The 15,788-nt window shown below is 32.9% G+C and carries 15 protein-coding genes; 2 read left to right on the forward strand and 13 right to left on the reverse strand.

Annotated elements, in window-relative coordinates:
• Positions 1-236 precede the first annotated feature (236 nt).
• Positions 237-1,205: a prenyltransferase/squalene oxidase repeat-containing protein gene (locus N0O92_RS12155; RefSeq protein WP_315615074.1), complete on the forward strand. Its 969-nt coding sequence runs from the start codon at positions 237-239 to the stop codon at positions 1,203-1,205.
• Between the two features lie 1,490 nt (positions 1,206-2,695).
• Here N0O92_RS12155 and N0O92_RS12160 read toward each other — a convergent pair.
• From N0O92_RS12160 to N0O92_RS12180, 5 genes are all read right to left on the reverse strand, one after another.
• A complete protein-coding gene (locus N0O92_RS12160; RefSeq protein ID WP_315614932.1) occupies positions 2,696-2,923 on the reverse strand; it encodes a hypothetical protein in 228 nt (75 codons plus the stop codon).
• Between the two features lie 985 nt (positions 2,924-3,908).
• Positions 3,909-4,796 (reverse strand): HNH endonuclease, encoded by an 888-nt coding sequence (locus tag N0O92_RS12165; RefSeq protein ID WP_315614933.1) that lies wholly within the window; start codon positions 4,794-4,796, stop codon positions 3,909-3,911.
• A complete protein-coding gene (locus N0O92_RS12170; protein WP_315614934.1) occupies positions 4,793-6,334 on the reverse strand; it encodes an AAA family ATPase in 1,542 nt (513 codons plus the stop codon). The genes N0O92_RS12165 and N0O92_RS12170 overlap by 4 nt, the downstream gene beginning before the upstream one ends.
• 329 nt (positions 6,335-6,663) lie before the next feature.
• Positions 6,664-7,566, reverse strand: a complete 903-nt coding sequence (locus tag N0O92_RS12175) for a DUF4209 domain-containing protein (protein ID WP_315614935.1) — start codon at positions 7,564-7,566, stop codon at positions 6,664-6,666.
• Between the two features lie 150 nt (positions 7,567-7,716).
• Positions 7,717-8,259 (reverse strand): GIY-YIG nuclease family protein, encoded by a 543-nt coding sequence (locus tag N0O92_RS12180; protein ID WP_315614936.1) that lies wholly within the window; start codon positions 8,257-8,259, stop codon positions 7,717-7,719.
• Between the two features lie 246 nt (positions 8,260-8,505).
• On the opposite strand from N0O92_RS12180, the gene N0O92_RS12185 reads away from it, so the two are divergent.
• Positions 8,506-9,267, forward strand: a complete 762-nt coding sequence (locus tag N0O92_RS12185; RefSeq protein ID WP_315614937.1) for a Cthe_2314 family HEPN domain-containing protein — start codon at positions 8,506-8,508, stop codon at positions 9,265-9,267.
• Positions 9,268-9,302: 35 nt separating this feature from the next.
• On the opposite strand, the gene N0O92_RS12190 is transcribed toward N0O92_RS12185, so the two are convergent.
• From N0O92_RS12190 to N0O92_RS12225, 8 genes are all read right to left on the reverse strand, one after another.
• Positions 9,303-10,001 carry a hypothetical protein gene (locus N0O92_RS12190; protein WP_315614938.1) on the reverse strand — a complete coding sequence of 233 codons (699 nt, stop codon included), beginning with the start codon at positions 9,999-10,001 and terminating at the stop codon, positions 9,303-9,305.
• A gap of 22 nt (positions 10,002-10,023) precedes the next feature.
• Complete coding sequence (locus N0O92_RS12195) at positions 10,024-10,674, reverse strand: hypothetical protein (RefSeq protein ID WP_315614939.1); 651 nt, start codon at positions 10,672-10,674, stop codon at positions 10,024-10,026.
• Complete coding sequence (locus N0O92_RS12200) at positions 10,667-11,389, reverse strand: hypothetical protein (RefSeq protein WP_315614940.1); 723 nt, start codon at positions 11,387-11,389, stop codon at positions 10,667-10,669. Before N0O92_RS12200 ends, N0O92_RS12195 begins: the two co-directional genes overlap by 8 nt.
• 211 nt (positions 11,390-11,600) lie before the next feature.
• Entirely contained in the window at positions 11,601-11,876 is a 276-nt protein-coding gene (locus N0O92_RS12205) for a DUF3006 domain-containing protein (protein WP_315614941.1), read from the reverse strand.
• 3 nt (positions 11,877-11,879) lie between these two features.
• A complete protein-coding gene (locus tag N0O92_RS12210) occupies positions 11,880-12,893 on the reverse strand; it encodes an MBL fold metallo-hydrolase (protein WP_315614942.1) in 1,014 nt (337 codons plus the stop codon).
• A gap of 864 nt (positions 12,894-13,757) precedes the next feature.
• Complete coding sequence (locus N0O92_RS12215; protein ID WP_315614943.1) at positions 13,758-13,934, reverse strand: hypothetical protein; 177 nt, start codon at positions 13,932-13,934, stop codon at positions 13,758-13,760.
• A 98-nt stretch (positions 13,935-14,032) separates the two neighbouring features.
• The gene (locus N0O92_RS12220) at positions 14,033-15,187 is read right to left on the reverse strand and encodes a CaiB/BaiF CoA transferase family protein (RefSeq protein WP_315614944.1); all 1,155 of its coding nucleotides are present in this window, start codon (positions 15,185-15,187) and stop codon (positions 14,033-14,035) included.
• 36 nt (positions 15,188-15,223) lie between these two features.
• Positions 15,224-15,787 (reverse strand): Fe-S-containing hydro-lyase, encoded by a 564-nt coding sequence (locus tag N0O92_RS12225; RefSeq protein ID WP_483860628.1) that lies wholly within the window; start codon positions 15,785-15,787, stop codon positions 15,224-15,226.
• Position 15,788: the final 1 nt, after the last annotated feature.

Consider the following 15,788-nt stretch of genomic DNA (forward strand, 5'->3'; position numbering starts at 1 on the left):
GGAAGCAGACAGTATTCGAATGAAATATAGAAAAGCGTTGTTTGATATCTCACCTGTTGAATCTTAATTGTGATTAACTGTTTAAAATTAATTGTGGTAAATTGTTTAATTCTACTTGACGGTTACACCTCGGTTATTCTAAAAATCATCCGCTTATTAGAAACGCTATAGATGGGATAAAAAATCAAGTTTGCCTAACTACTCCCTTTTATCATATCGAGAACTCCCCATCGACCATTTGGGATACTGCATTATTAACTCACGCCCTTTTGAATGCTGGCGTTTCTGAAACGGATGATATGATCAAGCACTCAAGCCAATATCTGTTATTACGCCAGCATTTGCACTATGGAGACTGGGCCTTCAATAACTCAAATACGATACCAGGAGGGTGGGGATTTTCTGACATCAATACGTTTATTCCTGATGTAGATGATACGACAGCTTCTCTGAGAGCGTTGAAACAAACTGTTTCAGGAAATCCCCAATATAGAAATAGCTGGATTCGTGGACTTGACTGGGTATTATCAATGCAAAATAATGACGGTGGATGGGCAGCTTTTGAAAAAAATACAGATAAAAAGCTACTGAGGTATTTCCCTTTTGATGCTGCGGGGCGTTCTGTGATTGATCCATCTACAACAGATTTAACAGGAAGAACTCTAGAGTATTTAGGAAACGAGGCGAACCTTCTTTTGCCCCATCCTCAATTAGAAAAAGCTTCTCAATGGCTCCAAAGAAATCAAGAGGACGATGGGTCTTGGTATGGACGTTGGGGTATTTGTTACATTTATGGAACGTGGGCTGCCATTACAGGAATGAAAGCAATTGGAATGGACTCAAACCACTTCTCCATTAAAAAGGGTATTGATTGGCTTCTTTCCATTCAAAATAAGGATGGTGGATGGGGAGAATCTTGTTACAGTGATATTCGTAACAAATATGTACCTTTGCATGCAAGTACTCCTTCGCAAACAGCTTGGGCCTTAGATGCTTTGATTGCTACTTACGACAAACCAACAGAAGCCATTCATAATGGAATTGCGTATTTATTAGAAAATAATTATCAGAATAACTGGACTATAAACTATCCTACTGGCGCAGGACTCCCCGGCGGTTTTTATATTCATTATCATAGTTACAAATATATCTGGCCACTGTTGACATTAAGTAACTACCGAAAGAAGTATGAGTATCTAAGTTAATGCTATTACGATCTAATATCGATTCAGTTTAAAATATGAGACATTGAAAACCGCGCATGTCCTTAGATACGCGGTTTTCCTTATTGATTAGTCTTTCACATCCTTGGCTAAACCTTACCACCGATATATGAAACTTCTTCATTTTATAGTACATTCATTTATAAATGGAATTTTGTTGCACAGTATGGATCTACTGTGCATGTAAATGCGATTGCACTTCATCTCCTTTTTTTACTTTCTAAATTTCATGCCATGTAATTAATTATTCCCATTGCTATTAGACAACTTATTTAAAATGAGTTGTCTTCTATTTCTCCAATCTAAAAAAGCCAAAAAAAGTGAACTAAGTTTCCATTTTAATTCCACCGAATGATTTATCAAGAATATTTAATGAGGAGGAAAGAATGGAGCATTAGTTTTCAACGCATCAACCAACACACCTTACATGGCATGAAACATTAGAAATACATGAGTTAACAGCTTTTCAATCAGTTGGGCTTATGAAAATCAAAAAAGCTTATCCTGAAATAACTGACCCCGCCTTAAAAGATTTATACAGACAGGCTATTGATGGTTTAAGTAAAAATATACATGGGCTACTTCAATTTTACCCTATGGCTCCTAGGTCTGATGACTATAATGAAGGCCATCGGAATGGTGACATACTATTATCTGTTTATATACCCAAAATAATTACTTACTAGAATCTCATTTAAGAGAGAGAAATACCAATACTCACCTATTTAAGCAAGGTACATAAAATATTATTTTCATTCCCCGTAGTAACTAAAAAATGGTTAGTTTAAACACCTAAAAATTAGGCTTGTATGTAGGTAGGAGTCTATAAACATTTCACTTAAAAACCATATAGTGTAATTGTATCAAGCAAAACTTATTTTAAGGAGAGATTACTTTGAATCATCATATTGGAATAGTACCCAACGAACAGCCGTTTAATAACCAAGATCTATTAAATAGCCAACAGCTTGAAGAACAACGTTATGCCCAACCTTATGGACAGCCGTATTATCCCCCCTACCCGCCTCGTCCACCTAGATGCCGTTGGGTACGTGAATGTAGATGGGTATTCCGTTGTCTTCCAGTAGACCATTACTCACCTTATGATTACGGTGGTGACACCTACTAAGCAAAGTATGATAAAAAGGACCTTTTTATTTAATATATAAATGTATTTAATAGAACGGATTTGGTATCTTTTAGTTGTGACATTGACTAGAGACAATCTATTTTAATCTACTACAGAATAATCCGGGATTACTGTGGAACCTAAAGAAGATAGTAAGTTGACTACTATTAATAAATTATATTATTAAGTGGTTAAGAAGCTTGGAATTTTATTATCTTCTCCTTAGGTCCTACTTTACTAATCTCTATATTCTATATTTCTGAATAGAATAAAAATGTGGTCCAAAAGTGGTCAAGAACCTTACTTGCAATAAAAAAAGATTTTCCTGAAAAATTAAAAATCGTTACTGACATACAATAATCTCCCTCGAAAACGTCCCTTTTTTCGCAACACATCGATCAACGATCTCATAGCCAGCCTCTTCAATCACTGAATCCATCGGCTCAATTGTAACGAGAACTAATTTTCCGGAAAATTTGTGAGCGCTTTGAATCATTTCCAGTTTTTCTTGTGATGTTATCACAGAACAAAGATTATAAGGCATATCAATAATAGTTTGACCTAAAATCATTGTGTTAACTTTAGAATACCTTTGTGTATTTTAGTTAATGTATCAAGGCTTTGAGGATTTCCAAATTTACTTTGGACAATCCTCTTTAACTCTTTTTCACTTAATTGTGTGAGCATTTTGTGGTCAATAACAGAAATGTAATTAATAATTTCATGAAAAAGACCTCTTGTTATAAATATAAATTTATAAGTATATTTATTATTGAATCTAGTCAAGCTGTCACCCGGTGTCAACTCGGATAAAAACTTAATTCAATTTGTTCTCTCAATGAATTCTCTTTATACTAAAATGTTAACTCTGAGCTGTCGCTCTCCGAAAAAATACGATTAATATTAATTACCTTTTTTCTAACACTTTGTCCTGGTTACATATTTTAAATAGTACTTTTCAATAATTCCACCCAATAGTTAGCTGGCCCCTCTCTTAGTTTAAACAATAGTAAAAGATGAACAGATTAAAGGGTGAAATGACATATATAAAACACAAATCAAGAAATTCACTCTTTTAATAAAAAGGGTGAATTTCTTGATTTGATCCTTTCAATATTACTTCTCCTTTTATCCTTACAAAAGTCAAATAAAACATGACCTCCACCCTGTCAAGGTGGAGTCGCTAGTTCACGAGAAAAGAAGAGAGTGCATAAAGCCTATTGTATTGCGGGTTTCAGAAGAGGGTAAAAATTCTAATTAACTCTAGAAAACTTAAATTATTTAAGTCTGTGATCAAAATGTGATCACAGACTTCCCTTCTTTAGACTAAAAGACTAAAACAGGTTACTACATTTCCATACTTTAAACTTACGTATTTTCCTTAGGATTTTAGTATTACTATTTACCTTACCAAACACCAGCAAGCTAGATAGATGCTATAAATATTATTTGGGATTAATCTCCTTAGTTAAGAAGTTAGACTACTAAAATCCCTATTGAAGAATAGCTTTTTCCTTCATTGGGTATACTACTATTACCATAATAACCTGACGGAATTAAGCAGATTGAGTTGTCAATTTAAAATAAACTGACTTCAGATAGCCCACATTAAACAGAGAGTCACTTTTTAAATACGCTCTATAAATTAGCGCATCCAAAGAATTGTATCCTTGTAGTCGCTCAGCTTCGCTCAATTTTCTATTCATAACGCGTTTTGCACCAGCTGTATCTATTCCATTTTCCTCGTAACCAACAATTAATTCAAAGATTATAGTAGCCAATTTTCTAGGAATTTGTTCTTCATATCTTTCAATTAATCCTAACGTGACTACATGATTTTTATATACTTGATTTTCAACATCTTCCTTAATTACTAGCCTAGTCGATATAGTATTTTCTTCGCATTGTAGCTTACATTCTAAAATTAGCTGTTCCCCAACATTTTCAAAATAAGGGTTATAGACCTTTCTATTCCTATTTTCATCTATTACATATCCAGACTTTTTTTCATTGCAATAACTACAGCACGGTACTAAATTATAATAATGTATTGCATATTCCGGAAAAATGTCTTTAGGCAAATAATGATCCATATATTTAGTTTCATTTAGACCACAATATGCACAATTATTACGATAAAATACATTCTGTTGACTAATAATAGCTGTTTTTAGCTCTCTTACTAATTTTGTATTACCTGTATAGCAATGCAAGAGTGCTTCCTTCTCACTAGTTTCAAAATCAGGGTATGCATTAATATTTTCAAGGTGGTCTTTATTTGACTCGTATACGTTATAACATTCGTTAATAATATTATAAGTACGGCTCTTTAAGGCGTCTGTCCCATACAAAATTTCTTTATATTTATACTTACTTTTAGAAATTTCTTTATATTTCATTATTGGGGTTGGAAATGAGAGTAGAGTTAAATTATAAAAAGTCAATTTGATTCACTCTCCCCATATAAACTTGATATATATAACTGTGTTTTAAAACTCAAGTTATTTTCGAAAAGATTTATTATTTCATCTTCAGTTAACTCCTTAGCCCATTTAATCAATTGAGATCTGTACAGACTCTCGTTATCCAATACATTAAAAATATCTACTGTTATTTCCGAAATATTAGTACCAAATGTTTCTATGCTTGGTTGGTTGTAAACAATAGTATTCTCATCTATTAAAGAGAGTTTTCGGACATACCTAGAAGGAATCTCTTGAACTAGAATAGGAGAATGTGTACATAAAATTGCATACGATTTAAATTGCTCTAAAATCTCATAGTAAAGTCTAGCTAGATTAGCTATAGCATTAGGGTGTAAGTATAACTCTGGCTCATCTAAAAATATCAATGAACCATCCTCAATCTCACTTAATAGCCTGCAGAGCATTGAAATAAATATACTCTGTCCTGAACTAAATATTTCCGAGAAAAAATTTTCATAATTAAAATCATCTGCCAATTGAAAATTTAATATATTTGAACTGTTGATAGATTCTATAAATAACTGTTCTCGATTCTTATCTATTATTTTTCTGTATGCGCGTTTATTAATCTCGACTAATTCCTCACTGGAATAAATAGAATTATCAACCTTATGTAAGCCAATATAAGTATAATTGTTAAATTTTGTTAGATTTTCTTCAGTCTCTTGATATTCCCTTGAACTTTTTTCACTTTCTAGAGACCCTTTATAAAATTTATCAAAGACGCTAAATGAAATTGCTATGATTTTATTATAAATAGGTATTTTTCTATCTAAATCATTTGTGCCTGATTTTTCAACCTTTAGAAATCTATTTTTGTTTTCTGGCTTAGAGCTATCAAACAATGATTCAGCTAATTGATTTAATAACCTTGTTTTACCAACGCCATTTTTGCCAACTATGGTAAATAGCCTATTCGGTAGTCTATCTTGTTTTCTAAAATTAATCTCAATATCTTTAAAATCTTCATCTTCAGAATATAGTTTAGCTTTAAACGAAAAATCGTAATCCCTATCTTGGCTTTCTTTATCTAAGAAATATTTATCATAAACATCTGAATACAAAAAACGACCCTCACTTGACCTAAAAAATGAATCTTGAATACCCCGATTTTCTAAGTTGAATTTTGGATTCTTCTCCAGACCAACTATTGAAATATCATTAAGTTTAATTAATATCTCTTTAGAACGTTGTCTTCCCAATATCTTGATTAGTCTCTTATAAAATTTCTGATTATAACCTAATGAAATATAATCAGAAGTTAATGATTCAAACTTATCAGGGATTACTAATCGTGTGACTTCATTTGTATAATGTAGAATTCTAATTAAACCAATTTCAAAGAATTCGTGACCTTTCCAATAATCTAAATAAAAAGTTGTCTCGTAACCATAATCGTTCCAATTATCTTTAGTTAAAACAAAAAGCTCACCAGCGTTATTTGACAATTCACTATTATTTTCCCTACTAACTCTAAATGTCTGTGTATAAAACATAATATTAGCTCCTGTTTTCTATTTGTCATCTAAATATAACTAAAATTCTTATCATTATTAGGCTATTTCAAAAAAATTGTATTTTCTTCACTATTCAATTAAAGATAACCTTATTAATTGTTTGCTGCTTCAAATAAATCTTTTTGAAAATTTATATCTGCTTTAACAGTCACTTTTATTTCCTCCTACTACTAATCCCATTTCATTTCCAACATATACTTATTTTATCATAGTCTTATTACATATAATAACGTAGCTTTTTTGATTTTTTCTTTTCTAATAAAAACAGCATTGCTATGCGCAATGCCTAAAGGATAACACCATTGTATTTAGTCTTCAAAAACTACTCCTTGCAATTCAAGTTTAACTAATATGAAGATAAAAATATGTAACAACAGAGCAAACTGCTCAATACGCACTTCATTCGAAGCGATGTTATAATGAGCCAATCTATTTCTTAAATTGAGTCCATACTCATCATTGGTTAGAAAGTATTCCATTGTTTCTATTTCATCTTTAGTAAAAACTTTTCCAAGGCTAGGTTCTTTCTTGAGATCTAACATTAAGCTTAAATTATATTTTGCAACTTTTAAAATATCCGTAACTCCATATTCTAATATCAATATGATCTCTCTAAGGTATCTTTCAATAATTTGTGTTAAAAAAGTTGAAGCGAGAAAGAATTCCTCTTCCATTACTAATTTCGATAATTTCACTAAATCTTCATTTAAGAATTTACCTACACCTATAAATGTTCCTATCTCAGATGCTAATAATTGCAATTCCTCCCAGAAAGTTTCTTTATACTTAAAAAGTAAGTGTAAGGTATTTAGAACCATTAGCGTTTCAAAATGCTTAAACTTCATTGAAAACGCAACATTACCATACTTCTCGTGCTTAATTCCTTCTATCTCTAATTTTTCAGCCACTTCTTCTATTTGTTCCTGAAAAAGCTTGTAAAAGTTCAATTTACATTTTCGGGACTTCAAATATTTCTTAAACAACATTTTATGTTCTGACTCATTTTTATTTTTGATACTATGGATAAAATAATCTACTGCATCTTCATTATATATTTTTAATTCATCGAGTTTATCGGCAACAGAGCTTTTCAAAACCTCTATGGATTCACCATATTTTCTAGAAGCAAATTCATAGAGTTCATACAACCTCTTTTTGTTTTCAAACAATCTTTGTATTTCTTCATAATTAGGTATATAACGTTCACCCAATTCATTGATACTCGATTGCACTTCATTGAGATTTGATTTTTTAGTACTATTTATTTGAAATAGATAAGAAATGTCTCTAGGTATGGAATGTTCAAAATTAAATTTAGTAAACCCAAAATCATAATATAATTTTATACCTTTAATATCTTCTTACAATGCTCGTAAATAATCCTCTAACTCTGCTTGAATTATTGACGGTTTGGAAAATCGCAGTTGAATTCCCTTAAGAAGAGAATCTATTTGATTGAATCCAAAAAAGGAAGGCAATAAGTCTTGAAAGTACGCCTGTTCTTTTTGATCCAAATCCTCCACTTCTACTTCTTCTAGAATAACCAAACGATAATTTTGAAGCGTACAATTATTCTCTATCATGTATTTAAAAAATTTGGTTGTTTTGAATGTCCCATCATAGAAGGATATGGATTTTGAAAAGAAATATTTATAGTATTCATCATATGAAAGCCTATTTAAAGCCGATAATTCGGTGAAGTGCTGCTTATACCTTCTTTGTATATCCTTTGATTTCCCTATATAAAAAGGCACTACCATCTCAGAAGTAAAATTATCGACATAAACCATATATATGCCTGATAAATTATGTTTGCTCTCCGATGTAACCTCTCTATGTGAATTCTCTTGTATTAAGTTTTGTACTTGTGACTTTATATCATCAATAGTTCGTTTTCTTTCCATATTTCACTCCTTCTTTAATATTTACAATATACATACATACTTTAACAACATAATTCGACAACCTCTGTAAAAATCCTCCAATAAAAAAAGAGATATCACATTAGCCTTTGGACATCTCTCTTTAGAACTTTTTATATTTTATATACCAGAGTAACAACATTGAAAAAAAGTGTGACTTTTCAATGGAATATATTGGTTTGTTCAACTATCATTGAATCAAGAAAACAAAAAGAAATGAGGAGTACTATGGGGAAAATCAATATCAATCCATTTGAAGGAATAACAGAAGTTGATCTCAATAAGTGTACAAAAGAGAGTCCCTTGAAAGACTTTGAACTTCCAAAAGGAATGTTTGAAAAAGAAGACGATCATTTAATGAACTTAGATAATTGGGACACACAACATTGGGAAACAGTCTTGGAAAATAGGTTGCTCTGGGTGGATCACAATTTTGGTTACACAATGTTTTACTATTACAAAGGCATTCCAGATGATGAATGGTATATGTCTCCTGGGAAAAACGGAAAGTCCGTCCAATATTACCCTCACTTTGAAGAAATACATTACAGTAACTTTTACAACTTCACTTACTTTGTGGACACGTTCTTTCTAAAGGCTTACACCTTGTATGAAACGATTGGACATTTGTTGTTCAAACTTTACGACTTTGAAATCAATGAGGACGATCCACGAGATCAAGTGAGTTTCAACAGTGCAATCTTTAAACTAAAAAACGTGAACCGTGCATTGTACAAAGACCTAAACAAAGTTAAATACTCTAATGACTTCCAAATTGGTGTGAAAATGAGGAATGACATTGCACACAATCACCCCCCATATCACATAGATTCTGGAATAAGAAAATCACATGGAGTAACTACTTTTGGTGTGGGGAAATACACAACTTCAAGTGAAATTAAAGCAGCAATGATTGGATTGCTTAGAAGTATCAAGGTAACATTTGAAGTGCTTGAAAAACATTTACCAATAAAAGAAGAAACCAAATAAAAAAAGAGGAGCAAATTAAGGTTCCTCTTTGCATGTTATGACGATTTCTTTTCAGGATTTTCATAATACCCAACAGTCAATTCTTCCTTCATTATCTCCAACAATTCTTTTTCCAATTCTTCAAGCCTTTCTCTATGAAGCTGTATTTTTTGTCTAATTTCTTTTTTCTCTCCTATTTCAACTTCTTCTCTGTACCAGTCATGTTCTAATAATAACTGCCTTTGTTCTCCAACTATTTTTTCACAAAGTTCCGACACTGTTTCCGATTGATACAATAATGTTTCACTAAACAGTTGGTAAGCCTCTAATCTTAAAGTATCTGCTTCAAAAAACTTTTTATGTTGTATCACATTATGTAATTCCTTTTGCATTTCTTTTTTATCTGTTTCCCACAAGTAAAAAATTCTACTTTTATCTTTTTCTAATAGATCGTGATTACTTAGATAGATTTCTAAATCTGTCTTTGTGTGTTCCATAAAATTAGGATATTGTTGGTACCAATTTGTAACATTGAAAATTGAATCTGTAGCCTTGTAAATCAATCCATATAACTTAGGATAAGTTTCATGTTTCTTTGTGGTAAAAAGTTGGAAGTCATGAACTTTCCTTTGTGAGTCAAACAACAAGTTACTCTTGAATGCTTCAATGTTTCTACTTAAAAAGTGTCTGTATAATGCCAAAACAATGGCGGTTGTAAAACCACTTGTCAAAATCGTGATTAGAATGTCTTTCATAAAAGTCTCCTCTCTTACTGAATTAGATTATTTTCTCGAGTGTTTCTTTTTCTTCATTTTTCAACTTTGTTATCTTTCTCTTCTTTTGCTCCTTAGAATAAAAAGGATTCTTCTTAATGTCCTTCAATCTCTTTTTGTACTCTTTTTTCCGTGATCTTATTACACTTTTTGTTTCCATGTGATACAAGTTGTAAAGTTTAATGTAACTCAAAGTAATTTCTTTGAAGAATTTTTCAAATTTCAGATATGGTTCTATTACGTCATAATCTCTTTCAGGCTCTCTCAACTCATAATCAAGAAATTTATTCCACAGTTGGACGTCTCGCCTCATCAACAAATGGATATTTGGATAGACAATATCTCTAACTTCTTCAATGACTTTATTCCATTTTTCAAAGTTGTCTATTGAAGGCACCGTATGTGTTAATTCTTTTCCATCCGGAGTAATATCATAGAGTTCTTCAATTTCTTTGATTTCTAAAACAGGATTATACTTGTAATAAAGAATAAACAATTTATTGTACACTTTTGTAAGTTGCTCATGGGTTACATTCTGTAAATGTTTGTTTTTCTCGCTTTTACTTTCTTTAAACCAAACGAAAAAAGTTGTGAGTGCAGCAGCTATTAAGGGACCTGCAAAGTATTTTAAAATTAAGTCCATTATCTTATCCATTTCTTTTCCTTGGTTTAATCCAAAGTTCACCAAAGTCATAATTACTGCGTGGATCTTGTTCACTTTGAATCAACGCTGTTCTTACATTCACTAAGGATCTTTCCACAAGGTTATTAAAAAACTTAATAGGATAAGAGATTTTCCAAACCTCCCATTCCCTGTCTTTCTCTAACATTGTAAAGTGAACATAATGAGGGTAATCATGGTCAAATAACTCTGTTGAACCAATTGACCTTGCTTCATGAACCAAACTATTACGGTATTTCCACAAGAGATTTACATGAGTAAGATTATATATGTCCACACCATTTATTATTGTTTCACCTCTTGGCATAAGTGCTTTAATTTCTTCAACAGTTGAGTCACAACTAAATGGAGCTGGACTTGCAGGCGGATAGTCTTGTATTCCTTTGGAAACATGATCTTTCAATCTTTGATATTCTCGTTCTTGTGTGCTTTCAAGTAAGAGTGCCAATTGTTGAAGGCTTACTCTGTTTGCGTCTTCCCATTCACAAAACTCCAAGATGAATTTTTTGAATCTATCTACATTACGGAGTCCGTTCCCAAACACACCATTTGAAATAGTCTCTAAAAGACTAAAGAGTAAAGTCTTTTGGTAATTCTTCAAGTACCTTTCTCCTTGAAGTTGATTGATTGAAACTTGAATCTCCTCCATTGCTCTTATATATAAATCAATGTCTTCTCTTATATTCATTTAATACCTCCAATATTTTCCTATGCTACCTGATAGTTTAAATGAATAGCTTCACAATATCACGAATCTTCATACTAAAATCATACCAGAAGAAAACGAATTGTTTTTTACACTTACCATTTTTATATATAACTTAGTTGCGTAGTAAGCGTCTACTAAACATAAAAGATATAATAAAACCACTTAGAGTAGTCACTAAGTGGTATATTATTCAATCTCTCCTCTTAAACTTACTCCCACTACTTTTCTTACGAATACGATCAAGCTGCGAGTTAACCTTCTGCCGTACTTCCTCTGTTTTCTCTTCATCTACTTCAATGCTCTGAATATCATCTTCCTCAATGATTAAAGTAAACCAAGCTCCTTCTTTAATCCTTTCAGGCAGACGTTCCTTATTTACAGTAAACTCTTTTTTAAGCTCATCTACTAAAATAACTCCAACTTCTCCGTCTACTATCCGGTCCAATACCCCTTTAACCTTCATCATTTATCACCTCGCACATGCTAATCCTTCTTCTTTAATATCTGCTAATCTCCCAGCAGCAATGCCATTAATACGGGCCATGTCATCTAGAGAATTAAAAGGACGTAATTGAATCAACTCTTCTGCACGAGCTGGTCCAATATGTGTTATCCCCTGAAGTTCACCCTCACTTGCAGTATTTATATCAATACAATTGTTAGATGTCACTTCAGCTGAAGAAGAGGAACCAGATCCTCCGCTATTCTCACTCGTAGAAGTTGAAGCACTAGTACTTAAAGCTGTTGCTCCTCCACTTGAAGATGGAGAAATAGTTCCATCCTCATTTGTTAGTACCGATAGTAGTTGTCCATCTGACTCTATGATAATTGTACCATGCATATATGTTCCATATACCTCTATACCCGCATTAAGAACTCGGTTAATCACTTCATCATGAGGGTGACCATACTGATTGTTTTCACCAGCTGAAACAATGGCAATAGACGGATTAACCGCCGATAAAAACTCTGGAATGGTTGATGTACTAGATCCATGATGACCTAATTGTAAGACGTCAGCTTCTAAATCAAACCCTCTACTCAGCATTGCACGTTCCGTTTGCGTTTCAGCATCACCGGTCAATATAAATGATGTTTCTCCATACGAAAATTTAGCAGCAATAGAACCTTCGTGTACGTCACCAGTTAGACGATCCGGATTAATTATCTGAATCTCCAATGGTCCTACGTCAAAGATCTCCCCTGCTCTTGGTTCATGATAGCCTACTCCACTAGATTCAATTGCATCTAAAACTCGTAGGAATGTTTGCGATGTTGTCGTGTCCCCAGACATCCAAACCTCGGTAACATCTAATTCATTTAATATTTGATCCATTTGACCAATATGATCAGCGTGTGGGTGTGAACCTATCAAAATATCAATTTCATTTATTTGATGAGCGTTGAGATAATTCACGACATCATTTCGGTTCCAGTTTCCAGCGTCAAATAAAATCGTAAGAATATTCAAAAAGAGTAGCATCAGCTTGTCCCACGTCAATGAAATGGACTTTAAGACCTTCTAGTGGCCCATCTCTTGGGTTTTCTTCTGGATTTTCATCAGTCGTATCTTTTTGTTCTAAAGGTGGTGTAGCCACATTGACAATATTATTTTCTTTAATTTCTTTTTCCTCTGCTACCGCAAAGTCATATGCTACTTTGTTCTAATGTCTCAACACCCTCATTAACTAAGACATCTTCGGAAGCATCGGAGCAACCTGAAAAAGCTAAAAGCGTAAGAACACTATAAAGACTAAGTAAAAATTTGTTTTTCATAGCCCCTCCTGGTTGGTTTCTTTTAACATAAATTATTACTCTTCACTTGTAAGAAAATCAACCAACTTTTTCTTTCCTTAATTGATTCATACATCGCTGTATAAGTAATTACTATATCTATTCCCTTTGTCTTAGCAATGGAATAAGTAAACACTCAAATCGTGGTTCAAGGTGATTAACTACCAATACTATGAAGTATGGATTTATTGAATGTGCGAAAAAAAGTTCTGCTGGTTGTTATTGTTTTTTGATACAAGCTAGGTTTTATGGATAGGAAGTATCTACTGAATGGTTAATGAGCTACACCGAACAATCCGCCTGTGCGTCCTTTTTCATTTGACTTTTAACATAACTGAAAAGCCATGCTCGTCTACGAAAACTTCCACTTCTTTAACACTTTCAACAGGATTATCCTATTAAGAATGAAGAGAAAGTTCACTTTTAAGGCTTGTTCACGTGCTTTTACTTAATCTCCAAACATATCAAGATGCTCAAGCTCTGGACTAATAAATATAATTTCTTCTACATGACAGCGTTTTACCAGTTGAAATGTTTTCGAATAAACAATAGGTTATTTACCTTTTTTACCTTCAACGACTAGAAATGCCTTTTCCGCTTTTATAGCTTTGAAAGCACCAGAATCTTTTTTATAACTCTTCCGTATCTCCAATTCTGTACATGCATGAATATCCGAATAGACTACTCTCCACGATTCGCTACAAGTAATTTGAGTATTTTTTGTTATCAATAGTTTGACACTCCTAAGACCATTATTAATACTTTCACAGAAATAAAACTAGGTATTTAAATCACTATACCTAGTTCTCTTATCAAAAATTAAAACTTTTATTTACCTATGTTTTCTGGATTAAATCCAAATTCATTAAGTATCTTTTTACTGTGCTCTCCAATACCTGGTATTGGATTCATGACAGTTTTGATATTGTCGAATGTTACTGGTGGAATTAACGCCTTTATTTTACCAACTGGCGAATCAACTTCTCTCCACCGATTTCTATATTTCAGTTGTGAGTGTTCAGTGAATTCTTTCATATTATTTAATCGGGCATTTGCAATCTTGGCTTCTTCCAATCTAGTAATAATTTGATCAGAACTTAACTTTTCAAACACCTCATTAATAATACTTTCTAATAAATGACTATTTTTGACACGTAAAGAATTACTATTAAATCTCTGGTCATTCGCTAGGTTTAGGTTTGATAATACTTTCTCACAAAAATGCAGCCACTCTCTTTCATTCTGAATACCTAGAAAAACCATTTTGTTATCTCCCGCCAAAAATGGCCCATAAGGATAAATAGTCGCATGACTTGCCCCTGTGCGTTTTGGTTCAGCACTGCCATAGTCTGAGTAGTAAAGTGGATAACCCATCCATTCTCCTAGTGCTTCTAGCATTGATACTTCCATAATTGTTCCTTCACCTGTTTGATATCTCGTTATTAAAGCGGTTAAAATACCCGTGTACGCGTACATACCTGCTGCAATATCCGCTACAGAAACTCCAGCTTTAGATGGTGTATCTTCTGTACCAGTTATAGATACTAACCCTGCTTCACATTGTATTAGTAAATCATATGCTTTTTTATCTTTGTAAGGTCCATTAGACCCGTAACCCGATATCCCACAGATAATTAATTTAGGATATTTCTTTTTCAACAATTCTGGGCTAAAACCTAATCTATCAACTGCCCCTGGAGCTAAATTTTGAATAAAAACATCTGCTTCAGATAGGATTTTCTCTAAAACATTTTTTTCCTCATCCTGTTTTAAATCAAGTGTTAAAGATTCCTTGGAACGATTTAACCATACAAAATGACTAGACATTCCATGAACCGTTGTATCGTAATTACGAGCAAAGTCTCCAGTTGGTCTTTCAACTTTAATTACTCTAGCACCTAAATCAGCTAATTGTCTTGTAGCAAATGGAGCTGCAACTGCTTGTTCTAGCGAAACTACTGTAATTCCCTTTAATGGTAGCATTAAAAAACCTCCTCATTATTGTAACCACTTACATAATTAAATTGAACTAAATCTCTCTACCCCTTGTTTGTACCAGTCATTTCCATAACTATCGTTAATAACAATGACCGGAAAATCCTCAATTTCTAATTTTCTTATAGCTTCAGTCCCTAAGTCTTCATACGCAACAATCTCTACTTTTTTAATTGTTTTTGCTATCAAGGCCCCAGCCCCCCCAATAGCTGCAAAATAGATTGCATTGTTTTCTTTAATTGAATCAACAACGTCTTGGCTACGGTATCCCTTTCCTATCATCCCTTTTAAACCCATTCTCAATAACGTAGGTGTGTATTTATCCATCCTCCCACTTGTAGTAGGTCCGGCAGAACCAATTACTTCCCCAGGTTTCGAAGGGGTAGGTCCTACATAATAAAAAACATTACCTTCTAAATTAATTGGGAGGCTTTCTCCACGTTCTAGAGTTTCAAACATCCGTTTATGTGCTGCATCTCTTGCAGAGTAAACGATTCCACTTAATAAAACTCTATCTCCTGCTTTTAGTGAAAGGATATCCTTATCACTTAAAGGAACAGACATTTTCCTACCTGACAAGCTAATCACC

Source organism: Alkalihalobacillus sp. MEB130 (assembly GCF_032335535.1).
GTDB lineage: Bacteria > Bacillota > Bacilli > Bacillales > Bacillaceae_D > Halalkalibacter.